This window comes from Muribaculum gordoncarteri, assembly GCF_004803695.1.
Lineage (GTDB): Bacteria > Bacteroidota > Bacteroidia > Bacteroidales > Muribaculaceae > Muribaculum > Muribaculum gordoncarteri.
In genome coordinates, this window is sequence record NZ_CP039393.1 from 1,766,535 (window position 1) to 1,790,512 (window position 23,978).

27 protein-coding genes and 1 tRNA gene are annotated in these 23,978 nt (G+C 50.0%); 12 read left to right on the top strand and 16 right to left on the bottom strand.

Features of this window, described 5'->3' with window-relative positions:
* Nucleotides 1-90 precede the first annotated feature (90 nt).
* The 4 genes from E7746_RS07795 (at nt 91) to E7746_RS07815 (ending at nt 2,680) form a co-directional block, all read left to right on the top strand.
* Nucleotides 91-843 carry a DUF1349 domain-containing protein gene (locus tag E7746_RS07795; RefSeq protein WP_238337152.1) on the top strand — a complete coding sequence of 251 codons (753 nt, stop codon included), beginning with the start codon at nt 91-93 and terminating at the stop codon, nt 841-843.
* A 41-nt stretch (nt 844-884) separates the two neighbouring features.
* Entirely contained in the window at nt 885-1,631 is a 747-nt protein-coding gene (locus tag E7746_RS07800) for a DUF1349 domain-containing protein (protein ID WP_136410414.1), read from the top strand.
* A gap of 392 nt (nt 1,632-2,023) precedes the next feature.
* Nucleotides 2,024-2,365, top strand: coding sequence for a type II toxin-antitoxin system RelE/ParE family toxin (locus tag E7746_RS07810; protein ID WP_136410415.1), 342 nt, complete (start codon nt 2,024-2,026; stop codon nt 2,363-2,365).
* A 3-nt stretch (nt 2,366-2,368) separates the two neighbouring features.
* On the top strand, nt 2,369-2,680 hold the full coding sequence (locus E7746_RS07815; RefSeq protein ID WP_136410416.1) for a helix-turn-helix domain-containing protein: 312 nt from the start codon (nt 2,369-2,371) through the stop codon (nt 2,678-2,680).
* A 59-nt stretch (nt 2,681-2,739) separates the two neighbouring features.
* Here E7746_RS07815 and E7746_RS07820 read toward each other — a convergent pair.
* Both E7746_RS07820 and E7746_RS07825 read right to left on the bottom strand, forming a co-directional pair.
* Nucleotides 2,740-2,815, bottom strand: a tRNA-His gene (locus tag E7746_RS07820).
* A gap of 23 nt (nt 2,816-2,838) precedes the next feature.
* A complete protein-coding gene (locus E7746_RS07825) occupies nt 2,839-3,324 on the bottom strand; it encodes a CapA family protein (RefSeq protein WP_238337153.1) in 486 nt (161 codons plus the stop codon).
* Nucleotides 3,325-3,419: 95 nt separating this feature from the next.
* Here E7746_RS07825 and E7746_RS07830 point away from each other — a divergent pair, with 95 nt between their 5' ends.
* The gene (locus tag E7746_RS07830) at nt 3,420-5,225 is read left to right on the top strand and encodes an IS1634 family transposase (protein WP_107681949.1); all 1,806 of its coding nucleotides are present in this window, start codon (nt 3,420-3,422) and stop codon (nt 5,223-5,225) included.
* A 127-nt stretch (nt 5,226-5,352) separates the two neighbouring features.
* Here E7746_RS07830 and E7746_RS07835 read toward each other — a convergent pair whose 3' ends face one another.
* The 5 genes from E7746_RS07835 to panC are packed head-to-tail and all read right to left on the bottom strand — an operon-like array spanning nt 5,353 to nt 9,985.
* Nucleotides 5,353-6,480, bottom strand: a complete 1,128-nt coding sequence (locus tag E7746_RS07835; RefSeq protein WP_136410420.1) for a CapA family protein — start codon at nt 6,478-6,480, stop codon at nt 5,353-5,355.
* A 12-nt stretch (nt 6,481-6,492) separates the two neighbouring features.
* Nucleotides 6,493-7,374, bottom strand: a complete 882-nt coding sequence (gene folD / locus E7746_RS07840) for a bifunctional methylenetetrahydrofolate dehydrogenase/methenyltetrahydrofolate cyclohydrolase FolD (RefSeq protein ID WP_136410421.1) — start codon at nt 7,372-7,374, stop codon at nt 6,493-6,495.
* Between the two features lie 42 nt (nt 7,375-7,416).
* A complete protein-coding gene (gene ffh / locus E7746_RS07845) occupies nt 7,417-8,748 on the bottom strand; it encodes a signal recognition particle protein (protein WP_123396829.1) in 1,332 nt (443 codons plus the stop codon).
* 29 nt (nt 8,749-8,777) lie between these two features.
* The gene (gene panD / locus E7746_RS07850) at nt 8,778-9,128 is read right to left on the bottom strand and encodes an aspartate 1-decarboxylase (protein ID WP_123397012.1); all 351 of its coding nucleotides are present in this window, start codon (nt 9,126-9,128) and stop codon (nt 8,778-8,780) included.
* Nucleotides 9,129-9,136: 8 nt separating this feature from the next.
* Nucleotides 9,137-9,985: a pantoate--beta-alanine ligase gene (panC, locus tag E7746_RS07855; RefSeq protein WP_136410422.1), complete on the bottom strand. Its 849-nt coding sequence runs from the start codon at nt 9,983-9,985 to the stop codon at nt 9,137-9,139.
* Nucleotides 9,986-10,143: 158 nt separating this feature from the next.
* Here panC and recR point away from each other — a divergent pair, with 158 nt between their 5' ends.
* Nucleotides 10,144-10,776, top strand: coding sequence for a recombination mediator RecR (gene recR / locus E7746_RS07860; protein ID WP_123396827.1), 633 nt, complete (start codon nt 10,144-10,146; stop codon nt 10,774-10,776).
* Nucleotides 10,773-11,300 (top strand): GNAT family N-acetyltransferase, encoded by a 528-nt coding sequence (locus E7746_RS07865; RefSeq protein WP_136410424.1) that lies wholly within the window; start codon nt 10,773-10,775, stop codon nt 11,298-11,300. The genes recR and E7746_RS07865 overlap by 4 nt, the downstream gene beginning before the upstream one ends.
* Here the strand turns inward: E7746_RS07865 and E7746_RS07870 are convergent.
* A complete protein-coding gene (locus tag E7746_RS07870; RefSeq protein WP_168184336.1) occupies nt 11,293-11,895 on the bottom strand; it encodes a YqgE/AlgH family protein in 603 nt (200 codons plus the stop codon). The two genes, E7746_RS07865 and E7746_RS07870, sit on opposite strands and share 8 nt — an antisense overlap.
* A 253-nt stretch (nt 11,896-12,148) precedes the next feature.
* On the opposite strand from E7746_RS07870, the gene E7746_RS07875 reads away from it, so the two are divergent.
* Entirely contained in the window at nt 12,149-12,535 is a 387-nt protein-coding gene (locus E7746_RS07875; RefSeq protein ID WP_136410427.1) for a BlaI/MecI/CopY family transcriptional regulator, read from the top strand.
* A gap of 24 nt (nt 12,536-12,559) precedes the next feature.
* Nucleotides 12,560-13,795: a M56 family metallopeptidase gene (locus E7746_RS07880; protein WP_136410428.1), complete on the top strand. Its 1,236-nt coding sequence runs from the start codon at nt 12,560-12,562 to the stop codon at nt 13,793-13,795.
* Here E7746_RS07880 and E7746_RS07885 read toward each other — a convergent pair.
* From E7746_RS07885 to E7746_RS07895, 3 genes are read right to left on the bottom strand one after another with little or no spacing between them, the layout of a single operon-like run.
* Nucleotides 13,773-14,186 (bottom strand): DUF1893 domain-containing protein, encoded by a 414-nt coding sequence (locus E7746_RS07885; protein WP_136411320.1) that lies wholly within the window; start codon nt 14,184-14,186, stop codon nt 13,773-13,775. The genes E7746_RS07880 and E7746_RS07885 overlap by 23 nt on opposite strands.
* 16 nt (nt 14,187-14,202) lie before the next feature.
* Nucleotides 14,203-15,612, bottom strand: coding sequence for an aldo/keto reductase (locus E7746_RS07890; RefSeq protein WP_202877183.1), 1,410 nt, complete (start codon nt 15,610-15,612; stop codon nt 14,203-14,205).
* Between the two features lie 10 nt (nt 15,613-15,622).
* The gene (locus tag E7746_RS07895; protein ID WP_123396820.1) at nt 15,623-17,098 is read right to left on the bottom strand and encodes a 4Fe-4S binding protein; all 1,476 of its coding nucleotides are present in this window, start codon (nt 17,096-17,098) and stop codon (nt 15,623-15,625) included.
* A gap of 137 nt (nt 17,099-17,235) precedes the next feature.
* On the opposite strand from E7746_RS07895, the gene folP reads away from it, so the two are divergent.
* Both folP and cdaA read left to right on the top strand, forming a co-directional pair.
* The gene (folP, locus tag E7746_RS07900) at nt 17,236-18,111 is read left to right on the top strand and encodes a dihydropteroate synthase (protein WP_238337154.1); all 876 of its coding nucleotides are present in this window, start codon (nt 17,236-17,238) and stop codon (nt 18,109-18,111) included.
* Nucleotides 18,093-18,875 (top strand): diadenylate cyclase CdaA, encoded by a 783-nt coding sequence (gene cdaA / locus E7746_RS07905; RefSeq protein ID WP_136410430.1) that lies wholly within the window; start codon nt 18,093-18,095, stop codon nt 18,873-18,875. Before folP ends, cdaA begins: the two co-directional genes overlap by 19 nt.
* 39 nt (nt 18,876-18,914) lie before the next feature.
* On the opposite strand, the gene E7746_RS07910 is transcribed toward cdaA, so the two are convergent.
* From E7746_RS07910 to mazG, 5 genes are read right to left on the bottom strand one after another with little or no spacing between them, the layout of a single operon-like run.
* Nucleotides 18,915-19,142, bottom strand: coding sequence for a hypothetical protein (locus tag E7746_RS07910; RefSeq protein WP_136410431.1), 228 nt, complete (start codon nt 19,140-19,142; stop codon nt 18,915-18,917).
* Between the two features lie 2 nt (nt 19,143-19,144).
* Entirely contained in the window at nt 19,145-19,654 is a 510-nt protein-coding gene (locus E7746_RS07915) for an NUDIX hydrolase (RefSeq protein ID WP_136411322.1), read from the bottom strand.
* On the bottom strand, nt 19,654-21,720 hold the full coding sequence (locus E7746_RS07920; RefSeq protein WP_136410433.1) for a DNA topoisomerase 3: 2,067 nt from the start codon (nt 21,718-21,720) through the stop codon (nt 19,654-19,656). Before E7746_RS07920 ends, E7746_RS07915 begins: the two co-directional genes overlap by 1 nt.
* 11 nt (nt 21,721-21,731) lie before the next feature.
* The gene (locus tag E7746_RS07925; RefSeq protein WP_136410435.1) at nt 21,732-22,145 is read right to left on the bottom strand and encodes a hypothetical protein; all 414 of its coding nucleotides are present in this window, start codon (nt 22,143-22,145) and stop codon (nt 21,732-21,734) included.
* A 40-nt stretch (nt 22,146-22,185) separates the two neighbouring features.
* Nucleotides 22,186-22,977 (bottom strand): nucleoside triphosphate pyrophosphohydrolase, encoded by a 792-nt coding sequence (gene mazG, locus E7746_RS07930; protein WP_123396815.1) that lies wholly within the window; start codon nt 22,975-22,977, stop codon nt 22,186-22,188.
* 202 nt (nt 22,978-23,179) lie between these two features.
* Here mazG and E7746_RS07935 point away from each other — a divergent pair, with 202 nt between their 5' ends.
* Nucleotides 23,180-23,965 carry a Cof-type HAD-IIB family hydrolase gene (locus E7746_RS07935; RefSeq protein ID WP_123396814.1) on the top strand — a complete coding sequence of 262 codons (786 nt, stop codon included), beginning with the start codon at nt 23,180-23,182 and terminating at the stop codon, nt 23,963-23,965.
* Nucleotides 23,966-23,978 lie beyond the last annotated feature (13 nt).

Genomic DNA, 23,978 nt, shown 5'->3' on the forward strand with positions numbered 1-23,978 from the left:
TTATTATTCACCATTGCAGCATCAGGTATCGCAAGCTAATTTTGCAACAAAATTACAAATAACAACCAACTTACACAACATCAAAAATATATGACTACAAAAAACATCATCACATTGGCAATGCTGGCCGTAACAATGGCATCATGCAGCCAAAAACAGCAAGAAGAAAAAACAACTGCAATCATCACCTCAACAACTGAAAAAAACGACACCGTCATGAAAGAATTTGTAAAAGAGAATCTGTATTGGACGCGCGAGCCTAAACAGTATGTCATCACCGATTCATTGATAACCATTGAAACAGAACCCAATACCGACCTTTGGCAGCGCACCTACTATGGCTTCAGCAACGACAATGCCCCGGTGCTCCAGATGAAGACATCATGCCAATACTTCTCATTCACGGTAAAGACTGAATTTAACAGTTCGGCCCTTTTCGACCAATGCGGAATTGCCATATACCTTGACAGCGACAACTGGATGAAAGCCTCTATCGAATACGAAAACGAAGATTATCAGCGATTGGGAAGCGTGGTAACCAACAACGGATATTCCGACTGGGCAACCCACGACATACCATCGTCAATACGTGAAATGTGGTACCGCCTGAGTCGCCGAGGCAGCGATTATTACATCGAAACAAGCCTTGACGGAATCACATTCAACCAGATGCGCGCTTTCCACCTGTTTAAAGGCGACGGAGAAATATCATTCGGCATATATGCAGCAAGCCCTGTCGACCACTCATTCACAGCCCGATTCTCCAATATGGAAATGGGAGAATGTAAATGGGAATCATGGTCGGCCGAGGAAACCGGCTTCAACCAAACTCAGTCTAAATGATTGTCACATACCCGCTATTCATCAAACCAATCAATCACATCATGAAACGAAGCTCAATTTACAATGTAATTATAGGCATGAGCATCGCCTTGATTGCCTGTCGCCCGCAAAGTCAGGAAATTCAACCCGAAGTGGCAAGTGACGACACTCCAAGCCGAAACAACGTTACCGAATGTATGGTAGCAACACAGGATGTCACATTCACTCATGCGTTAAACAACGCCGACAAATATGCCAAAGTCCTGGACAACGGCACATTGGAATTCAAGTGTCCCGAAGGTCTTGACTTTTTCATCGACCCCAACGAAGGCAAGCTCACCAACACTACCCTTCCGGCTCTGTTAACAAAGGTAGACAATACAAAACCGTTCACTCTTACGGCTAAAGTAACGCCCGAATTTACACCTGAAGGATTATACAATGCCGCCGACCTGCTGGTATATGCCAATGATTCACTTTGGCAGAAACTATGCTTTGAACAGGATGAATACGGCATGCACCGCATAGTATCGGTCAGGACAAAGGGCACATCTGACGACAACAATCATGATAAACTGGATGTTCCGTCGGTATTCCTTAAGATATCATCGGACACCCACACTATTGCAAGCTACTACTCTATCGACAATAACGAGTGGCACATGGTGCGACTTTATGAAAACTACTACCCCGACAGCCTGTTAGTCGGTGTCAGCAGCCAATGCCCCAAACGCGGCTCCTGCACGAGCTTGATTGAGGACATAACGCTCAATGTCGACAATGTTAAAGATTTCAGAATGGGAAAATAGGCAATAATCAATCGCTTCAAAACCAAAAGGCAATCAAACTCGTGTTGGTTGCCTTTTTAAGTATTGCACTTCACAAAATCGATCAACTTTCATCGGAATATTTATGCACACATTTGACATAAGCAATTAACTAAACCCGATTTCAACTGCGGCAGCGGTATTGGTAACGCAAAGTCGTGAAAGTATATCCTGACAATGGCGGCCTACAGTATGAACACACAAAACCTTTGCAAAGCGGATATTACATAACACACATCAACAATAATCCCTACTCCGACGGCCCGTAAAGCCAGCGCAAACTCCCAAACAAAACACTTCCGAACAAAAATAGCCTCACAAATGTTTCCATATATGTAACATTTTATTAACTTTGCAAAAACTAAGCCAACCTTATGTGCCTGAAAGCAAAGTTTGATATAATATACATGGAGGATGCCCTAAGTTTTCTCCAATCCTTGCCCGAAAAGGTACAAGACAAGATAGCATTCAACATTTCCAAAAGCCGTTATTTTATAGATAAGGAATTGTTCAAGAAGCTTAATGATGATATTTGGGAGTTCTGCACAAAATATCAAGGCATGACTTACAGGCTATTGGCGTTTTGGGATAATGAGGTCGGAAGTTTGGTCATTGCCACTCATGGCTTTATTAAGAAAACCCAAAAGACTCCGATTAATGAGATAGCCAAAGCGGAAGCACTTAGAAAAGAATATTTTAGCAATAAACAGAAATAAGATATGAACAAAATAAAACTTTACACTCATGATGAAATGCTCAACCGCGTTGTCGGTGAGATAGGCACTCCGCGTCGAAATGCAATGGAAGCTGAGCTACAGTCCTATCTTATAGGAGAGGCAATAAAACAAGCCCGTAAAGAAAAGAAACTCACACAATCGCAACTCGGAGAACTTATGGGGGTACAACGCGCACAAGTATCTCGAATCGAAAACGGACATAACTTGACAATTGGCACTATATCAAGGGCTTTTAAAGCACTCGGCATGACGGTTTCTCTCAATTGTGGAAACATGAGTATAGCGCTTGGATAGATTTAAAGATCAACCGACTTAAAATAAAAAGGCCGCCTCTTGCGAGGTGGCCTTTTTCAGGGTGAGGTGTGGGGGTCGAACCCACGACCTTCGGAACCACAATCCGACGCTCTAACCAACTGAGCTAATCTCACCATTTTGATGGTGCAAAGGTACAACTATTTTTGTAACGCACCAAATGTTTTGTACAGAAATTTCTCCAGCGGAGTCATTTTTTGTTGGCGTATTGTAACGGTATCGCGTCCTATGCCTACATTGTGCTTGTTGAATATTCGTTCGGCCGATTGTGTAAATGCCTTGCACTTAGCCCCGACATCTCCTTTAGTACAGTTTTCGACCGGGACAAGGCGGAAATTTCCCGACGCTGCCGACGGAGGCACCGTAAACACCAGTCGGTAATCGGCCGAAGCCACATGCGCCCTACCCTCGTCGTCACGTTCAAGATTCACCTTCACCATGGCACCTCCTCGTGTATCGACGGTCTTCATGTTGGATATAAAATTACCGAGTGAATACACGACTACAACGTTGGAGCCGTCGGCACGGCGACGCATTTCCATAGGCTGAATCACATGAGGGTGACCGCCTATTATCATGTCGACACCTTGTTCAACAAGAAAATCGCGGTAGTTTGACAGTTGCATTTTCATGAATCTTTTTTGCTGGCACGCTTGCACGTGTCAAATTTTATTACTATCTTTGTAGCACCGTGTAGCAATCAACGGCAGGGCGGCATAATATGAAGCTGAAAATAACCAAGACAAAAAAGACTTCCATCCTTTATGTACAGAAGGCATACAGGGACAAGAACGGCAAAAGTACCTCAAGAATCCATGAGCGCCTTGGAACGCTTGAGGAAGTTCGTCAGAGATGCGGAGACAGAGATCCTGTTGAATGGGCCAGGGAATATATCGCCAGGCTTACGGCACAGGAGAAGGAGGGCCGGCAGGTGATAATATCACGTCTGTCGCCCACAAAGCTTATTGAAAAAGGCGAGGCTCAGAGTTGCGAGAGCGGATATCTGTTTCTTAAACGGCTGTACCATAAGGTCGGGATGGACAGGATATGCGAGGCAATCTCACGTAAACATAAGTTCGACTTCGATTTCAACAAAGTTCTGGAGCTGATGGTCTACGAACGGCTTTTGAGACCGGCTTCAAAACTAGGTAATTATCGCAGGAGCGGAAGCTATATCGAGCCTTTTGATATAGAAAAACAGCATATCTACAGGAGTCTGGATATCCTGGACAGACACGGTGAATACATCCAGAAGAGACTTTTCCTTAATTCGTCAAAGGTTGTCGAACGGGATACGACCGTCATGTACTATGACTGCACCAACTATTTTTTCGAGAGAGAATCTGCCGATCCGGACTATGTGACAGACAAAAAAGGGAACGTTCATGAACGTATACGCAAGTACGGAGTCTCCAAGGAACATCGACCGAACCCCATCGTACAGATGGGTATGTTCATCGACAACTCCGGCATGCCGGTTGCGATGTGCATCAATCCCGGCAATGCCAACGAACAGACTACCTTGATTCCAACTGAAAAGATTATAGTTGAGAAGATGGGGGTCAGCAAGATTGTAGTCTGTACAGACGGAGGTCTCTCTTCTGAAGGCAACCGGTCATATAACTCCACAGCAGAAAGATCATTCATAACGGTGCAGTCAATAAAGAAACTGGAGGATAATCTCAGGGACTGGTGTCTGGAACCGACAGGATGGAAACTTGTAAAGTCCGACACGGTACAAAAAGACAAGCGGTACCGGGATGCAGACGAGGATGAACTGGAGTTTGACCTGACTGATGCCGATACTGCCCGTTATTACGGAGACCGCACTTTTTATCGCGAGCGTTGGATTGTCAATGAAAAGACAAAGTTCTCTCAAAGATTGATTGTGACATTTTCATACAAATACCGCGACTACCTCCGATTCCTGCGTCAACGCGAGATTGACAAGGCTGACAGCAATGCACGTGGAAACAGGACATTGACCAAATCTTATAAGAGCCCTGACAGGTTCCTTTCCGAGACCTACGCCACAGAAGACGGCGAGGTTGCGGTATTCAGAACCGTCTCCCTGAATCTTGACGCCATATCAGAAGAAGAAAAATATGACGGCTTCTATGCGATATGTACGGATCTGTCTGACAATGTGACGAAAATCATCGAACTGAACCATAACCGCTGGGAGTCGGAGGATGCCTTCAGGGTCATCAAGACTGACTTCAAGGGTCGACCCGTCTTCGTCTGGACGGCGGAACACATAAGGGCCCACTTCATTGTCTGCTTTATCACACTACTGCTCTTCAGAATAATGGAAAAGGAACTGAACTATAAATACACATCCTCCGCTATAATTGAGAAACTACGGTCAATGACTATGAACATAGTCAAGGGAGAAGGCTACAAGCCTAACTTCACACGGGATGATCTTACCGATGACCTACATGCCAAAGCCGGCTTCAGACTCGACACCGAGATTGTTACTCGTCAGAAAATCAAACAGATTATTGCTAATATTAAAAAAGGTTAAATATAGATAACCCCATTCCAGTGCTACATATATAGACCCTTTTGCACATGGCTTCACGCCAATGTACAAAAGGGTTTGCTCGTTTTTGGACTGTAAAAGATGGGATTTTGATGGTGCAAAGGTACAACTATTTTTGTAACGCACCAAATGTTTTGTACAGAAATTTCTCCAGCGGAGTCATTTTTTGTTGGCGTATTGTAACGGTATCGCGTCCTATGCCTACATTGTGCTTGTTGAATATTCGTTCGGCCGATTGTGTAAATGCCTTGCACTTAGCCCCGACATCTCCTTTAGTACAGTTTTCGACCGGGACAAGGCGGAAATTTCCCGACGCTGCCGACGGAGGCACCGTAAACACCAGTCGGTAATCGGCCGAAGCCACATGCGCCCTACCCTCGTCGTCACGTTCAAGATTCACCTTCACCATGGCACCTCCTCGTGTATCGACGGTCTTCATGTTGGATATAAAATTACCGAGTGAATACACGACTACAACGTTGGAGCCGTCGGCACGGCGACGCATTTCCATAGGCTGAATCACATGAGGGTGACCGCCTATTATCATGTCGACACCTTGTTCAACAAGAAAATCGGCAAGCTGACGCTGTGCAGGCGACGGGAGCAGCTGATACTCCAAGCCCCAGTGCACGCACACCGCTATCAATTCGGCTCCACAGCTTCGGGTGCGAGCTATGTCACGCGCCATCTTGTCACGATCGATATAGTCGACCACGGCATCGCTGTTTAGCTTTATGCCGTTGGTACCGTAAGTGTAATTGAGAAATCCCACCTTGAAGCCGGCTATGTCGACAATCATCGGCAACATCGAGTCACGCTCGGCGGCATTGCGATAGGTGCCGAGATGCGTCACATTGCGCTCGTCGAGTTTGTCAAGAGTGCGCACAAGTCCGCGGTCACGCTTGTCGAGAGTGTGATTGTTGGCTGTAAGCATCATGTCAAATCCGGCATCGGTCAATGCATCAAGATAGGAGTCGGGCGCACTGAAACAAGGATAGCCCGAATAAGGTTCGCCTCCAAGCGGTGTTTCAAGATTCACCACCGCATAGTCGGCATCGGAGATGTAGGGCGACAGCGCCGTGAAACAGTCGGAATAGTCATACACCCCGTCACCGCGGGAGGCAGCATCTATCTGCGCCTTATGCTGCATTGCGTCGCCGGCAAATACAATATCGGCCTTTTCGCTGCCGAAAAGCATCGACACGAACGACAACAGCAACAGGTGCAACAGCGTCATGGCTGTAATTTTTTATCCGTAAATAGCTCCCTGGCCTGCAAGAAGAGTGTTCTTCATCAGCGAGCAGATGGTCATAGGGCCTACTCCGCCGGGCACGGGTGTGATATAGGAGCAAAGAGGAGCCACGTTTTCAAAGTCGACATCACCGCTAAGGCGGAATCCGCTCTTGCGCGTAGCATCGGGAACACGTGTAGTGCCCACATCGATTATCACGGCTCCGGGCTTAACCATGTCGGCGGTTACAAATCCCGGACTGCCGAGGGCGGCGATTATTATGTCGGCCTCGCGGCATATATCCTTCAGGTCCTTGGTCGCACTGTGACACACCGTAACGGTGGCGTCGCCGGGATTGTGCTTCTGCATCATGAGCATGGCCACAGGCTTGCCCACGATATTACTTCGTCCGAGTACGACACAACGCTTGCCCTTGGTGGGTATGTCGTAGCGTGCGAGCAGCTCAAGAATACCGGCCGGAGTGGCTGAAACGTAACACGGAAGTCCTATCGACATTCTTCCAACGTTTATCGGATGGAATCCGTCGACATCCTTGCGATAGTCTATCGCTTCGATTATCTTCTGCTCGGATATGTGACGCGGCAACGGCAGCTGCACGATAAATCCGTCGACATCATCATCGCGGTTAAGCGAATCAATGGCTTCAAGCAGCTTCTCCTCGGTCACATCATCCTCAAAGCGGATAAGCGTCGACTTGAATCCGCACTGCTCACAGGCACGCACCTTGTGAGCTACATACGTTTCACTGCCCCCGTCATGTCCTACGAGTATGGCGGCAAGATGAGGACGCTTGCGGCCTTCAGCCACCATCGACTCAACGGCGGCGGCGATCTCCTGCTTTATTTCATCGGCGATTTTTTTACCGTCAATAAGTGTCATATCGATTCGTTGTTAATTGGTTGTTGCAAACAATTTATCACTTTAGCGACGACGCATGTTGCGCATCATCTTCATCGGATTGGCCTTCATTGCAGTTGCGGCCTTCATCATCTTGCGGGTTTCCTCAAACTGCTTCAACAGGCGGTTGACCTCCTGGATGGTAGTACCCGAGCCGCGGGCGATTCTCTGACGGCGGCTGCCGTTAATGATTTCAGGATTAGCACGCTCCTGCGGAGTCATCGAGTGGATTATAGCCTCGATGCCCTTGAATGCGTTATCGTCAATGTCAATATCCTTTATGGCCTTGCCCACACCCGGAATCATCGATGCAAGATCCTTGAGGTTACCCATCTTCTTGATCTGCTGTATCTGATTCAGGAAGTCATTGAAGTTAAACTGGTTCTTGGCAATCTTGCGCTGCAGCTCACGGGCTTCCTTTTCATCAAATTGCTGCTGGGCCTTCTCAACGAGCGACACGATGTCACCCATGCCGAGAATACGGTCGGCCATACGCGCAGGATGGAAGTAGTCGAGTGCGTCGAGTTTCTCGCCCGTACCCACAAACTTGATGGGCTTGGTGACAACCGTGCGTATCGACAACGCGGCACCACCTCGGGTATCACCGTCGAGCTTGGTGAGCACTACGCCGTCAAAGTCGAGGCGGTCGTTGAATTCCTTGGCTGTGTTTACCGCATCCTGACCTGTCATCGAGTCGACGACAAAGAGTGTTTCCTGAGGCTTTATGGCCTTCTTTATGGCAGCGATCTCGTTCATCATCGCCTCGTCGACAGCAAGTCGGCCGGCGGTATCGACAATCACGAGGTCGTAGTGGTTGGCCTTGGCGTAACTGATTGCGTTCTCCGCTATCTGAACGGGATTCTTGTTTCCTTCCTCAGTGTAGACCGGAACCTCTATCTGCTCGCCGAGCACCTTCAACTGCTCGATGGCAGCCGGTCGATAGACGTCGCCGGCAACAAGCAGCGGACGCTTCGATTTTTCGCTCTTGAGCTTGCGGGCAAGCTTTCCCGACATAGTGGTCTTACCCGAGCCTTGCAGACCCGACATAAGAATCACTGTAGGATTACCCGAGAGATTCAGCGGCGCAGTGTCGCCACCCATCAGGGATGTAAGCTCGTCATGGACTATCTTCACCATGAGCTCGCTCGGCTTGATTGCGTTTATAACGTTCTGTCCGAGCGCCTTTGCCTTCACCGTGTCGGTAAACTGCTTTGCCACCTTGTAGTTGACATCGGCATCAAGCAGCGCGCGGCGCACATCCTTCAGCGTTTCGGCTACGTTAATTTCGGTAATTTTGCCTTGACCCTTGAGTAGCTTGAAACTGCGTTCAAGTCTTTCACTTAGATTTTCAAACATATATCGTAATTATTCTATTATTCGGTTAGTCACACAAGTCGATTGGTTGCGGTATCGGGGAATATTACCGCCGGCTTGAAGTTCTTGGCCTCGTCAAAAGGCATCATGGCGTAGGCCATTATTATGACAATGTCACCCGGCTGCACCTTGCGTGCGGCAGCTCCGTTGAGGCAAATCATGCCCGAACCGCGCTCTCCGGGGATTGTGTAAGTGTCAAATCGCTCGCCATTGTTATTGTCGACGATGTAGACACGCTCGCCGGCAATTATGTTGGCGGCATCCATCAAGTCCTGGTCGATGGTGATGCTGCCTATATAGTTGAGATTGCTCTCGGTCACTGTTACACGGTGAATCTTTGATTTCACCACTTGTACCTGCATCATTTCTTTCAAATAGTGTATTTAATATTATCGATCAGACGCACATCGCCGAGATAGACGGTGATGCATCCCACGGCCTGAGATGCCTGCGACCAATCGGTAATAGGCTGCATGTCGGCAGCATTTACGATTTCATAGTACTCCACATCCATTTCGGGATAAGCGTTTACAGCATCTATCACACTGCGCTTAACCTCCTCGACGCTGCAGTCACGGGCCTTGTCAAGGCTCTCGACCATGATGCGGTGTATGTTGGGAGCTATCTCACGCTGGTGAGGCGTAAGCCTTACGTTGCGCGAGCTCAGTGCAAGGCCGTCGGCCTCGCGCTTGATGGGGCAGTCGACAATTTCGAGATTCTTGAATCCCTCGATTTCGACCATGCGGCGTATCACGGCAATCTGCTGGAAATCCTTCTCTCCGAAATAAGCCCTTGTAGGCTCGACCATTCTGAACAGCTTGCTCACAATCTGAGCCACGCCGTTGAAATGTCCGGGGCGCATGGCGCCTTCCATAACTTCGGCCACCTTGCCGAGGTCAAACACACGGTTGTCAGGTTCGGGATATATCTCCTCTACCGAGGGGATGAATGCGATGTCGACACCTGCGTCGCGCATGCGGGCGCAATCGGCCTCCTCGGTGCGGGGATAGGTGCGCAGGTCATCGGGATTATTAAACTGTGTAGGATTTACAAATACGCTCACAACGACAACATCATTGTCACCGCGAGCCTTCTCCATCAATGATACGTGTCCGTCGTGAAGGGCACCCATGGTAGGAACAAGTCCCACCGACTTACCTTCGGCTTTCAATGCGCCAACGACGCTCTTAAGCTCTTCGACTGTTCTAATAATTTTCATTGTCAAATACGCAATTTTTGCTTATCAGAGTGCAAAATTACGCAATAAATCAATTATTAGCAATGTAATCACCAAAAAATGCGAAAAAGCCTGCCGACAGGTTGTCATATTCGCATCTTTAGGCTAACTTTACATCACAAAACGCAACGATCCCCCTTATGGAACAAGAATACGCCTCAACACTTCTTGAAACGGCGGTCAACGAGTTGTCGCGACTGCCAGGAATAGGCCGAAAAACGGCTCTTCGCCTTGCGCTGCACATTCTGCGCCAGGACGAAAAGTACGGAATCGAGCTCGGCGAGGCAATAATAAACCTGCGCAACGGCATACGCTACTGCACCACCTGCCATAACATATCGGAAACCGACACCTGCCCTATATGCTCCAACCCCTCACGCGACGCATCGACGGTGTGCGTGGTCGAGAGCGTAAAGGATGTCATGAGCTTTGAAAACACCCGACAGTTCAACGGGCTCTACCATGTACTCGGTGGCGTAATCTCGCCCATGGACGGAATAGGCCCCGACCAACTTGAGATAGAGTCACTTGTGGAGCGCGTAGCCAACGGAGGCGTAAAGGAGGTGATCCTGGCTCTAAGCGCAACGATGGAGGGTGAAACCACCAACTTTTATATCTACCGCAGGCTCGGGACGCTCCCCGTCAAGATAACCCAGCTTGCACGAGGCGTATCGGTGGGAAATGAGATCGAATACACCGACGAAATCACACTCGGCCGCTCATTGCTCAACCGCACACTCTTCAGCGAATCATTCAACCAGCATCTGCAATGACACCGTTACTGTGCGACGACAAGATTATCCTGCGTGCTGTCGAGGCTACCGACCTTGACACCATACTCGCATGGGAAAACGACACCACCATCTGGGAAGTGGGCAGCTCCATGGCACCATTCTCACGGAAATCGATATGGGACTACATCGAGAGCTATAACCCCGACATATTCGCGGCCCGTCAGCTGCGGTTGATAATCGAGCGCAACGATTCGCGACAAGCCGTAGGGATGATCGACCTATACGACTTTGACCCGATGAACCGTCGCGCAGGAGTGGGCCTGCTGATTGACCGGGCATATCGCCATCAGGGCTACGGCATGCGTTCGCTCGCGCTGCTCGCCGGATATGCCGGCAAATTCATAGGCATGCACCAGTTGTGGGCTGTCGTTTCGGTCGACAACTCTCACAGCGTTGATTTATTCAAGAAAAGCGGTTACCGCATCACGGGCCGCATGAAGTCATGGCTACGAAGCGGCAAGAGCTACCGCGACGCATTCATGATGCAACTCCTCATCAATTGAGTCGAGGATTCTGAGGGTGATACAACCATCCCTTGTAATTGTTTCCCATAGAGCGCACCTGTCCGTGCCAATATCCGTCCTCGGCACCGAGCAGAAGTGAATCGGCGTCGGTAATCGATGTCACAGCCCACACATTGTCCTTAAGTTCCTCATCCAGTTGCCCTATGCCCCATCCGCTGTAACCCAGGTAGAAGCGTATCGTGCCCTCTACCGGATAATCGGAATTTACATAGTCAAGCATGCTGTCGAAATCGCCGCCGATGTACAATCCGGGGCAAATGCAGCGCGCACCGGGTATTATGTCGCCCAGTGTGTGGATGAAGTAAAGCCTGTCACACGACATAGGGCCTCCGCAATATATCGGTATCGGCTCTTTACGCGTAACGGTGCTGATAAGGTCAGAAAGCGTATAATTGGTCATCTTATTCATCACAATCCCCATCGAAGTTTCACCTATTTCATAATCAATCAAGCATATAACCGCATGATTGAAATATTTTTCCTTCAAAAAAGGCTCGGCAACCAACAACGCCCCTCTGCAAGGAACACCCTTGGGTAAATCAATATTAAATAGGAGCGAGTCAATTTTGTTCATAATTCTATAAGTGTGCTTAATTGGCCATAAATATACAAATTCGTTTTGATTATAACAAAATATTTTCATCATTATTTTATTCCCTTTCACTTATTTTCAAGTCCATTTTCCCTAATAGCACAAGAAATGCGAAATATAATCCAACATATCATACCCAATTCACTCAACAAGTAGCGACAACAATATTACGTGATGTTTTTGCTAAAATAAAAAATAGGTTTTATATTTGCGCTATAAAACTAAAGGTTTCGTTATGCGTAAGAAGAAAGATAAGATCGAGATGACCGACAAGGAAGAGGAACTGATGAGGATATTCTGGAATCACGGTCCGATGTTTGTACGGGAAATAGTGGAACTTTACCCCGAACCCCGACCACATTTCAATACATTGTCTACATTTGTCCGAAATCTTGAACAGAAAGGATTCGTGTCACATGAAGCGGTTGGCGGCTCCTTCCGTTATTACGCCGTGGCGCGAAAAGAGGATTTCCGCCGAAAGACTCTCGGCACGCTTATCAAGAACTACTTCGGCAACAGCTATTTCGGAGCCGTGTCGACACTCGTCGAGGAGGAGAAGATAAGCGTCGACGAACTCAAGGAGCTTATCGACATGGTCGAGAACAAGAATAAGGACAAGTAACAACCAATCCATAAACCGTCAGCAATGGGACACCTGCTCACCTATGCCATCTCGGCGGCCCTGCCGTTATTGGCCATGTACATAGTATATAAATGGCTGCTTGCCTCGGAGAATCAATACCGTTACAATCGAGTTGTGTTGTTGAGCATGATGTTGTGTGCGTTCATCCTTCCTGCAGTCAATGTATTAGTGCAGCAATTCGCGTCAAATAACGCCACAGTCCAATTAATGTCACCATTGCCTCAGCCATCGATCGCCGACGATTATGCTGCACAACCGACGACATGGCCAAGGATAGCCTTGATTGTCTATCTCGCAGGAATAGCGGCTGTCGTAATACACATGGCAATAGTGTGGCTGCGCATAGCACGCATAACGGCATCGGGTACCAAGATACGCGACGGACGCTACATCATAGTACTCACCGACGACGACAAAGTCGCACCTTTCAGCTGGCATCGTTACATAGTCATGAGCCTGAGCGACTACAAGCAGGCCGGAGTAATGATAACAGCTCACGAGAAGCAGCACATCGACCGCCAACACTGGATCGACCTCCTGTTGGCCCAATTCATCGTCACGGTCAACTGGTTTAATCCGGCGGCATGGCTTGTACGCGAGGAGCTGAAGGCCGTTCACGAGTATGAAGCCGACAAAAGAGTTCTCGATTCAGGAATAAACGCCCGTGACTATCAAATGTTGTTGATAAGCAAAGCCACCGGTATGAAATTCCCGACAGTAGCCAACAGCCTCAACCACTGCAAGCTGAAAAAGCGCATGACAATGATGATGACATCGCAGGCATCGATGTCACGCCGCTTGCGCACCCTTGCCGCAATTCCGGCCGTAGCCTTGGCCGTGTTGGCGATCAACCATGATGCGGTAGCGGCTGCACTGGACCACGTTAACAATTCAGCATTGTTTTATAGCGATGACAAGGAATCGACTCCCGATATAGTCATAATGGGGCACGATGCAACCGATGTGCAAACCGAAAGTAAACATGACGACACATACGGTATATCCGATATAAAGGTAATAGGTTACGAAGCAGTACGCAAAGAGCCGGCTCCGAAGCCCGACGACTCTCACGCCCGCGACAGGAAGCCCATGACATCGCCTCGCATATTCATAAACGGCATAGAGAAGGACATGGAAGAGATTATGAAGATTGACCCTTCATCAATAGAATCAATAGCAGTAACGCGCGATGACGACGATCGCATATATGTCACGCTTAAGGACAGAGCGAATCCATAAACCCGACTATTACATCGTAAATCTCTTCAAGATTATCAATATCCCCGATAAGTGACTCCAGGGGACATTGCCCTGTGCCGGCCCTGTTGATGATATAGGGCACAACCTTCTCCGCCATTCCGGCCACGCCGGAACGGTCAAGCAACGACAACGCCTTTTCACTTATAACATCGGTGTGATACTCCGCCACACCGCCGAGCGCCATCAGCGCCGCAGCTCCCGCACCCGTAACCTTGTCGGCCACGCGCGCGCCCTGCAGCAATTCACGATGATTGGTGTAGAGTTCAAAGAGGTCCTTCACACCCCGGCTGGTGAAGGTCATCACCTCACCGCGGCTTTCGACCACAAGTGTAGCTCCGCTATCGTGCAGCAGCTCCACAAGTCGGTTCATATCCATCGATTGCCCGTTATGCAAGCGTACCCTGCTTAAGCTGTTCGACAAAGTTGTCTATGTCCCTCATTCGTCGCGGTATGTTTATGCCCTGCGGACAATGAGGACGACATTTGTTGCAGCCTATGCAGTGGTTGGCCTGACGCAACTTGGGCACCGAACGGTCGTATCCCACAAGGAAAGCCTTGCGGGCTTCGGCATAATGCGGATCCTGTGAGCTTTCGGGCACATTTCCCTCATTGACACACTTGTTGTAGTGGGCGAATATCGCGGGAATGTCAAGTCCGTAGGGACACGGCATGCAATACTTGCAGTCGGTACACGGAACCGTGGGATAATTCAGTATCAGGTTGGCCGCGGTTTCAAGCATCGCAAGCTCATCGTCGGTACAAGGCTCCAGAGGCGAATAGGTGCGCAGATTATCCTGCAGGTGCTCCATGTAGGTCATGCCACTGAGCACTGTAAGCACACCTTCGGGAGTTCCGGCGTAACGGAATGCCCATGAAGCCACGCTGTCGTCGGGACGGCGCTGCTTGTACTGTTCCTCGATGTGCTTGTTGACCTGAGCGAGTCGGCCGCCGAGCAATGGCTCCATTATCACCACAGGTATGTCACGCTTATGCAGTTCGTTGTAGAGATATTCGGCATTGGTGTTGCTCGGATTGCTCGCCTTGGCATGCTTCCAGTCGAGATAGTTCATCTGTATCTGCACGAAGTCCCAGCGAATCTCGCCCTTGTCCTGCATCTCCAGAAGATGGTCAAACGCCTCCACATCTCCGTGATAGGAGAATCCGAGATTGCGTATATTGCCTTTCTTGCGCTCATCCTTAAGGAAATCAAGCACGCCGTTGTCGATGAAGCGGTCGTTCAACTGCTTTATGCCGCCCATTCCCACACCATGAAGCAGCATGTAGTCGATATAGTCGACCTTTAGCTCCTTCAGCGATTTGCGGTATATGTCGATTGAGCGCTCACGCGTCCATGTGTCGGGCGAGAAGTTGGACATTTTAGTGGCGATGAAATATTTGTCACGCGGGTGACGGCTCAAAGCCACTCCCATTGCACGTTCACTGAAACCCTTGCAATAGGCGGGCGATGTATCGTAATAGTTGACACCATGTTCCATGGCATAGTCGACAAGACGATTCACAGTTTCCTGGTCGATATTGTCACCGTCGGGACGGGATTCGGGCAATGTCGGCAGACGCATACATCCGTAACCGAGCAGCGACACCTTGTCGCCGGTGACACTGTTGGTCCGGTAGGTCATCTCACCCGAAGCCTTCTTGGGTGACGCAGTACCGGCAGGAGCGTCACTTGTCTTCTCCTCCGACTTGGCTCCGCAACGGGCAAGAGCCACAGCGGCGCCCGAAACTCCGAGCGCACGTAAAAATCCACGACGGTTTATCTTGTTTTTATCCATGATTGCAATTTTATTAAACGTTACGGTGAACTTCGTGTCCCTCTACATAGATGGCGCTGAACGGGCGCGACGGGCACAGATTCTCGCATGCGCCACAGCCTATGCAACGCTCGGTGTTGACCGACGGCACCTTGGGCGAATCGGGGTTGTCGGCATCAAGCGATATCATCGTTATAGCCCCCACTGGACAGTGACGGGCGCAGTTGCCGCATGACACGCCCTCGGTCACGGGAAGACAGTTGTTGCGCACCCACACTGCATGTCCTACCTGAGTGGCGCTTCGCTCGGCCCGGTCAATGGGAAGAATGGCCCCGGCAGGACACACATCGGAGCATGTCGTACACTCGGGTCGGCAATATCCTCGTTCAAATGACACCTCAGGCTGCATGAACGTATCCAGTTCGGTCGAAGGACGCAACACACCGTTGGGACAGTTGCTCACACAAAGCTGACATGATGTGCAATGCTTAGTGAAGTTGGCTATGCTGCGGCTTCCGGGAGGAGTTATGCGAGTCTGTCGCACAGGCTTCTCTTTATCAATAATAGTCGCGAGGCCGCCGTCGACAGTCTTCTCCTCGGCCTTCAGCACTGCGGTTCCGGCAAGAATGGTGCTCACTGTCAGGAATTGGCGGCGTGACTTGTCAACCGACTCATCGGCCTCCTTGACCGATGACTTTGACCTGTGGGCATAGGTCAACGCTCCCTGCTTGCAATAGCCTATGCAGTCCATGCAGGCCACGCAGCGTGTATAGTCTATCTTCTGATTCTTTGAATCGATGCACGACGCCTTGCAGTGGCGGCCGCACGATCCACAGTGATTGCACTTTGAAGTGTCGATGACAGGCTTAAGCCATGAGAACTGCGACAAGTAGCCCAGTATTGTACCAACCGGGCAAACAGTGTTACAATAGGTGCGGCCATTCATCCATGCAAGCACGGCAACCACGATGAATGTGATTGCGGCAACAGCCACCATGGCCCATGTCACGTAGTAGTCGACATGCCAGAAGGTGTAACTGTCGGGCGACTCGGCCGCAGCGAGTGCATTGTTGGCATCGACATATAGGGGCTTAACCAGCGAGCTGACTATTCGTCCGTATTCACTGTAAGGCTCGATAAATGCGGCAATGCGTGCAAGTCCCAATGCTATAAGCAGCACAAACAGCGCAAGCATCGTTATTCGGAGCCAGGTGACGGCAGGCGAATATGTAAACTTGCGGCGCTTGGCCACCTTTCCGTGAATCCATGATATGACATCCTGCATAACTCCGAGCGGACAGAGCACTGAGCAATAGACGCGCCCGAAAATCAACGACACAACTACGAGAACGGCCACTACGACTACATTCATCGCAAGCAAAGCGGGCATGAACTGCCACTTGGCAAGCCATCCTACATAGCGGACAGCCGTTCCGGTGACATCAAGGAACAGCATCGTGACAGCAAGCAAGCATATCACAGCAAGAATTACACGAATTGTTTTTAACATGACTATAGCACTGTATTTGTTGAATGAAACAAATTTAAATATAATAATCGTACCGACTTATATATTTAATATTTTTTATCAAATTTGGAAAATAAGAGGAATTTGCCTACTTTCGCATCAACAATAAATTTTCGATTTTGACTGCACGACACTTCACTCCATTTACACTTAATCTGCGCGGAAAGCTTGTTGAGTTTTCGCGTCAGCAGGTGATGGGCATAATAAATGTAACGCCTGATTCATTTTACTCGGAGTCGCGCACTCAAAGCCACGACGACATAGCCCTGAAGGCAAAGAAAATGCTTGACGAGGGAGCCGACTGGCTCGACCTCGGAGCATACTCCACGCGTCCCGGTGCCGATGATGTCACGCCGGCCGAGGAGATTGAAAGACTAAGAACAGGAATGCGTGCAATACGCTCCGTTGCACCCGATGCTATAGTAAGCATCGACACATTCCGTGCCGATGTCGCACGACAGGCCGTGGAGGAGCTGGGAGCCGACATGATAAACGACATTTCGGGAGGTTTGCTCGACGATGACATGCCCTCGACCATCGCGAAGCTCAAGGTTCCCTACGTGCTGATGCACACACGCGGAACTCCGGCAACGATGCAGCAACTCACCGACTATCGCGATGTCACCGGCGATGTGCTTGCCGAGCTTGCACGCCGAATCGACATATTCGGCATGGCGGGAGTCAACGACATAATCGTGGATCCGGGATTCGGATTTGCCAAGACGGTAGAGCAGAACTACCGATTGCTCCGCGACCTGGAGGCATTCCATGTGTTTGAACGCCCCCTGCTCGTGGGTGTGTCACGCAAATCCATGATATACCGCACCTTCGGCACAACTCCCGACGAAGCCCTGAACGGCACTACCGTCATAAACACGATTGCGTTAATGGCCGGAGCATCGGTGCTTCGCGTCCACGACGCTAAAGAGGCCGCCGAGGCGGTAAAAATAGTTGAACTCACTTACAACGACAAGACATGGCTCCATTTGGAATAAAAGACGCTCTCGACATATTCATAGTGGCATTGCTGCTTTTCTACCTCTACCGAATCATGAAGGAGTCGGGCACTATCAACATCTTCTTCGGAGTGCTGGCATTCATCATCGTGTGGGTGGTGGCATCGGAGATTCTCGAGATGCGCCTCATCGGTACGATTCTCGACAAAGTGATGTCGATAGGCCTCATAATACTTGTGATTCTGTTTCAGGACCAAATCAAGAGATTCCTCGTCGAGCTCGGCAACCATAAACGCTGGAGGTTCCTGCGTGACATGTTCCGTCATCACCGAGGCGACAAGAGCAACGACGCCGACACGCGCCGATGGGTTATGCCGATTGTCTACGCCTGCATGTCAATGTCCAAGGCCAAGACCGGAGCGTTGATCGTAATCGAACAATCGATTCCACTTGAGAACTATGAGAAGACCGGCGACATGATCGACTCGGCAATAAATTCACGATTGATTGAAAACATTTTCTTCAAGAACTCACCCCTGCACGACGGTGCGATGATAATAGCCCATGAACGCATAAAAGCTGCCGGATGTATTCTGCCGGTGAGCCATGACACCAACATTCCGCGTTCAATGGGATTACGCCACCGCTCGGCACTCGGCATCAGCCAGGCCACCGACGCAGCCGCAATTGTAGTAAGTGAGGAAACAGGGGGTATATCATTTGCCTACCGAGGCTCAATCGTAAGCCGACTGTCATCGACCGACCTCGAGCATCGCCTGTCGCAGCTCGTCGCCAACGAGTAGCGCGGAGCATCAACAACCGCAGGCAAAACTACAGCGCCGCTATTCGTCGCCGCAACATCCGCGATAGTCGTCACACGGCTTTTCTTCCGACTTATTGCGCTCACACTTGTCGATGAGCGCACATCCGATACATGACGGATTCACGCCTTTACGTGTGTTTTTGTATATCCTGCGCGCATAACTTACAATGAAGATCAACGCACATATTACAATCAAGCCCACCCACACCCATTGCAGTGTATAGTCGGTTATCTTAAACGCTACCATTACTATTTTATATATTGCTTTATTAATTGATATTCCTGCTCGAAGTTGGGCGTGAACACACCCTTGCCTACCGAATCGTCAATCTCGTCAGCCGACCAGAACCGGCCTTCGGTAATCTCCTCCGGATCGGGAACTATGGCTGTCGACTCATCGACATAGACATAGAAAGGATTGATCAGCTCACGTTCACGCGACGACTCAAAAACGTAGGGCGACAACGCTATCGGATCGATGTCACGCAATCCGAGCTCTTCACGCGCCTCACGACGAAGAGCGTCAACCACTGCCTCGCCGTAGTCGACATGACCGCCCACCGATGTATCCCATTTACCGGGCTGAATGTCCTTGTCGCACGACCGTTTCTGCAAATAGAGTCCTGCGCCCGACATAATGACATGGAGATGCACTACCGGATGCAACAACATCGAACCGCCGTGACACTCCCGGCGGGTGGCGCTGCCTGTGACATTGCCCGCCTCATCGACAATAGGAAATAACTCTTCGCTGTTCATCATTTATACTGTTTCTTTATCAAGGATGCAAGTTTGGCCGGAGTGAGTTCCGGTGAGTAATCATTGAAATCAAGCCTCAGTGTGCAACCCTCGCGAAAACGGCTGCACCCGTAGGCTGCGCGACCTTTAAGGATGTGACCTTGGCCACAGGCCGGGCACACGATGTCGTCGAGCTTCTTTATTCTCGGAGCGCGTGGCTTCTTGGCCGCTTCGCCCGAATTGTCGCCGCTCCTGGAGCCGGAGCGTTTTTTCTTGACCGGTTCCTCATCGGCCACCTCGATGCGTCGCGACGAGTTGTCGCTCAACACGTTTATCACGATGTCGCCTATCAGCGTCTTCAGTTCGGCGATGAAATCGGCCGCCGAGAAGTCGCCGCGTTCGATTCGTCGCAATTTGTTCTCCCACAATCCGGTGAGTTTCGCGCTCTTAAGCAACTCCTCATTGATGGTTGCCACCAAGTCGATTCCTGCCTGCGACGCCATTATGTTTTTTCGCTCACGATATATGTAACGCCGCTTGAAGAGAGTTTCGATAATCGACGCACGTGTCGAGGGGCGTCCTATGCCGTTCTCCTTCATGGCCTCGCGCAGCTCCTCGTCGTCGACTGTCTTTCCGGCCGACTCCATGGCCCGCAGCAAGGTTCCTTCGGTATAGTATTTGGGCGGTTGTGTCTGCTTCTTCAGCAACGAAGGTTCGTGGGGACCGCTCTCCCCTACCGTAAACGGAGGCAGAATCCTGTCGTCGCTCTGCTCGCCGTCATCATTGCCTTCATTGGAGTCCTTGCCGGCATATACGTTACGCCATCCCGGATCCACGATTACCTTTCCCGTAGCCTTGAACCCCACTCCTCCGGCTTCACCAAGCACGGTGGTTGCCCGGAATATACAGTCGGGATAGAACGCCGCAATGAATCGCAACGCTATTAGGTGGTAGAGCTTGCGCTCATCGCCTATAAGCGCCGACGGCGACTGTCCCGTAGGTATTATGGCATGGTGGTCGGTCACTTTCGAGTTGTCGAATACCTTCTTTGACTTCGGAATCTTGGACGACAGCAACGGATCCGTCAACGTGGCATAAGGTGTCATCTGCTTCAGTATGACGGGTATTTTGGGATATATGTCGTCGCTCAGATAGGTGGTGTCGACACGCGGATAGGTGGTTACCTTCTTCTCATACAGCGACTGGATGAGCCGCAACGTGTCGTCGGCCGTCCATCCCCACTTCTTGTTGCACTCGACCTGCAGCGAAGTCAGGTCAAACAATCGCGGCGGAGCCTCCTTGCCCTGCTTCTCGGCGACATCCTTTATCACCATCGGCACACCCGAGATTTTATTCATGGCCTCGGTGGCCTCGGCTTCGGTCTTGAATCGGCCCGAAGTGGCATTGAATGTCACTTCGCGATACAGGGTCTTAAGTTCCCAGAAATCTTCGGGTTTGAAATTGGCTATCTCATGATGACGCTGCACAATCAGCGCAAGAGTGGGTGTCTGCACCCTGCCTATCGAAAGCACATTGCCCGGCGACGAATACTTCAGCGAATATAGCCTCGTGGCGTTCATTCCCAGAATCCAGTCGCCTATGGCACGTGAAAGTCCGGCATAGTACAGTCGGTCATAGTCGCTCTCGGGCTTAAGGTCGTTGAATCCCTCGCGTATCGACTCGTCGGTCAGCGAGCTTATCCACAACCGGCGCACCGGGCAGTGTATCTCGGCTTTCTGCATGACCCATCGCTGGATCAGCTCACCCTCCTGGCCGGCATCACCGCAATTAATCACCTCATCGGCCTCGCCTATAAGGGTCTTGATAACGTTGAATTGTCGCTCGATGCCTTTGTCGGCTATAAGTTTTATACCGAATCGCTTGGGAATCATCGGCAATGCGCCCAACGACCACCGCTTCCACAGGTCGGTATAGTCGGCAGGCTCCTTGAGTGTGCACAGGTGACCGAAAGTCCATGTCACCTTATAGTCACCGCCCTCATAGTAGCCGTCACGCTTGACATTGGCTCCCAGAATGGCGGCAATGTCCTTGGCGACACTCGGTTTCTCGGTGATGCAAAGCTTCACGGCCCACTCGATTAGTTACGTGTCAGATGACATGTGTCGACACCGCGCGGCGTGGTGATAATCATCACGCCCGACTGAAGGGTATTCATCTTCGGGAAATCAATCTCAATAGGAATCACGCCGTCGTCCTCCCATTGAAACCAACGCTTGAAGTCAACGCCGTCAATGTCGTTGGCTCCGTATGTCATGTCGTTGCACTTTAGCACTATTTCGTCGATGCGCTGCGATGTGTGAGGACGGCCCACAAGCTTGCCGTAAACACGAGTGAGGTCGGCACGATAGTCGATGCTGTCCACTACGAGCGTTATGTGTTCGGCGGCTGAAGCTCTGTATCGGCGTTCAACACGGGCCTGGGCAATGAGCACTGCGGCAATCAGAAACAGCACCGAAATGCCAAAAATCCAAACACGGTTCTTCTTATTCACATTTTCACTCATCTTTATATAAATCTATAGCACGTTGTTTTTAATTTTGTTCGATTGATTTGGCCTCATTCCACAGTTCATCCATCTCGGCAAGCGTCATCTCCCTCAAGTTTCGTCCCGCCTTCTTGGCTGCCGCCTCAACATAGTTGAAACGCGAAATGAACTTCTGATTGGTGCGTTCAAGTGCATTCTCGGGATTCACGCCATAAAGACGCGCGGCATTCACCAGGCTGAAAAACAGGTCGCCAAACTCAGCTTCCATGCGATCCTGCGACATGGCATCAATCTCCTTGGCCACCTCGCCTATCTCCTCGCGCACCTTGTCCCACACCTGGCTGCGCTCATCCCAGTCAAATCCCACATTGGAGGCCTTCTCCTGAATGCGGTCGGCCTTTATCATTGCGGGGAGCGACTTGGGCACACCGGCAAGTACGGTCTTGTTGCCGCCCTTCTCCTTAAGTTTTATCTGCTCCCAGTTCTGCTCAACATCATGCGAATCGTTGACCTTTGTGTCGCCAAACACATGAGGATGGCGGAATATAAGCTTGGCGTTAAGAGCCTCGGCCACATCGGCTATGTCGAAGTCGCCGCTCTCCTCGCCTATCTTGGAGTAAAACAGGATGTGAAGAAGCACATCACCAAGCTCCTTCTTGATGTTGGCCTTATCGGAATTGAGCAAAGCCTCGCACAACTCGTAGACCTCCTCTATCGTATTCGGGCGCAGCGACTCATTGGTCTGTTTTCGGTCCCACGGACACTCCACCCTCAAAATGTCAAGAGTGTCAATGACTTTGCCAAGCGCCTCAATTTTTTCCTCTCTGGAATGTTTCATAACGTTGATTTATTGATGCAAAGATACGAATAAGTTGAGAGCAATGCCAAATTTATTTGAGCATTGCCGAACGTGAGTATCTAAGACGGAGTCAAATATACGAATAAAATTACCCACTCTCCGCACCAAATCCCACAAAATTATGTTATATAACAACAAAACGATGTAACTTTGCACCAAAATCACATTAATCTACAACGACATGAACAAAGCCCTGTTTTTTGACATAGACGGCACATTAGTAAGCTTCAAGACCCATGAAGTGCCCGAATCGACAATCGAGGCTCTGCAAAAAGCCCATGACCGAGGCAACAAGATATTCATATCGACCGGCCGTCCCTATCAGATAATCAACAATCTCGGCCCGCTGCAGCAGCGAGGTCTAATCGACGGCTACATAACGATGAACGGTGCCTACTGCTTCATAGGCGACAATGTGCTGTATAAAAGCCCCATTCCGCAGGAAACGGTGAAAAACGTTGCCGAGATAAGCCGACGCGAAGGATTCCCCACCATATTTGTAGGCGAAAAGAGCATTAAAGTGTGTCAGCCCGATGAAGAGGTGCGCAAGATATTCTACGAATTTCTGCATGTCGAAATTCTCCCTGTGGCGACATTCGATGAAGTGGTCGACATCGAAACCTATCAGATGACACCGTTCTTCACCGTTGATTTTGAGCCAAAGATAAAGCCCTATCTCAATCAATGCGAACTTAACCGCTGGTATCCTACATTTGTCGACATAACGGCCAAAGGCAACACAAAAGCCCACGGGATAAAGGTGATACTCGACTATCTGCACCTCAGCGTCGACGACGCAATGGCATTCGGCGACGGAGGCAACGACATTCCCATGCTCCTTGCCGCAGGCACAGGAATAGCCATGGGCAACTCCGACGACAAGGTGAAAGCCGCAGCCGATTATGTGACGACATCGGTCGACGATAACGGAATTGCCAATGCCCTGCAACGGTTTGGCCTAATATAGCGTGAAATGTCGT

Excerpts from the sequence above, each read along its gene's own strand:
- E7746_RS07795 (WP_238337152.1), top strand. The coding sequence starts at position 91 with ATGACTACAAAAAACATCATCACATTGGCAATGCTGGCCGTAACAATG.
- E7746_RS07800 (WP_136410414.1), top strand. The coding sequence starts at position 885 with ATGAAACGAAGCTCAATTTACAATGTAATTATAGGCATGAGCATCGCC.
- E7746_RS07810 (WP_136410415.1), top strand. The coding sequence starts at position 2,024 with ATGTGCCTGAAAGCAAAGTTTGATATAATATACATGGAGGATGCCCTA.
- E7746_RS07815 (WP_136410416.1), top strand. The coding sequence starts at position 2,369 with ATGAACAAAATAAAACTTTACACTCATGATGAAATGCTCAACCGCGTT.
- E7746_RS07825 (WP_238337153.1), bottom strand. The coding sequence starts at position 3,324 with ATGCAACTGTCAAACTACCGCGATTTTCTTGTTGAACAAGGTGTCGAC.
- E7746_RS07830 (WP_107681949.1), top strand. The coding sequence starts at position 3,420 with ATGAAGCTGAAAATAACCAAGACAAAAAAGACTTCCATCCTTTATGTA.
- E7746_RS07835 (WP_136410420.1), bottom strand. The coding sequence starts at position 6,480 with ATGACGCTGTTGCACCTGTTGCTGTTGTCGTTCGTGTCGATGCTTTTC.
- folD (WP_136410421.1), bottom strand. The coding sequence starts at position 7,374 with ATGACACTTATTGACGGTAAAAAAATCGCCGATGAAATAAAGCAGGAG.
- ffh (WP_123396829.1), bottom strand. The coding sequence starts at position 8,748 with ATGTTTGAAAATCTAAGTGAAAGACTTGAACGCAGTTTCAAGCTACTC.
- panD (WP_123397012.1), bottom strand. The coding sequence starts at position 9,128 with ATGCAGGTACAAGTGGTGAAATCAAAGATTCACCGTGTAACAGTGACC.
- panC (WP_136410422.1), bottom strand. The coding sequence starts at position 9,985 with ATGAAAATTATTAGAACAGTCGAAGAGCTTAAGAGCGTCGTTGGCGCA.
- recR (WP_123396827.1), top strand. The coding sequence starts at position 10,144 with ATGGAACAAGAATACGCCTCAACACTTCTTGAAACGGCGGTCAACGAG.
- E7746_RS07865 (WP_136410424.1), top strand. The coding sequence starts at position 10,773 with ATGACACCGTTACTGTGCGACGACAAGATTATCCTGCGTGCTGTCGAG.
- E7746_RS07870 (WP_168184336.1), bottom strand. The coding sequence starts at position 11,895 with ATGAACAAAATTGACTCGCTCCTATTTAATATTGATTTACCCAAGGGT.
- E7746_RS07875 (WP_136410427.1), top strand. The coding sequence starts at position 12,149 with ATGCGTAAGAAGAAAGATAAGATCGAGATGACCGACAAGGAAGAGGAA.
- E7746_RS07880 (WP_136410428.1), top strand. The coding sequence starts at position 12,560 with ATGGGACACCTGCTCACCTATGCCATCTCGGCGGCCCTGCCGTTATTG.
- E7746_RS07885 (WP_136411320.1), bottom strand. The coding sequence starts at position 14,186 with ATGAACCGACTTGTGGAGCTGCTGCACGATAGCGGAGCTACACTTGTG.
- E7746_RS07895 (WP_123396820.1), bottom strand. The coding sequence starts at position 17,098 with ATGTTAAAAACAATTCGTGTAATTCTTGCTGTGATATGCTTGCTTGCT.
- cdaA (WP_136410430.1), top strand. The coding sequence starts at position 18,093 with ATGGCTCCATTTGGAATAAAAGACGCTCTCGACATATTCATAGTGGCA.
- E7746_RS07910 (WP_136410431.1), bottom strand. The coding sequence starts at position 19,142 with ATGGTAGCGTTTAAGATAACCGACTATACACTGCAATGGGTGTGGGTG.
- E7746_RS07915 (WP_136411322.1), bottom strand. The coding sequence starts at position 19,654 with ATGAACAGCGAAGAGTTATTTCCTATTGTCGATGAGGCGGGCAATGTC.
- mazG (WP_123396815.1), bottom strand. The coding sequence starts at position 22,977 with ATGAAACATTCCAGAGAGGAAAAAATTGAGGCGCTTGGCAAAGTCATT.
- E7746_RS07935 (WP_123396814.1), top strand. The coding sequence starts at position 23,180 with ATGAACAAAGCCCTGTTTTTTGACATAGACGGCACATTAGTAAGCTTC.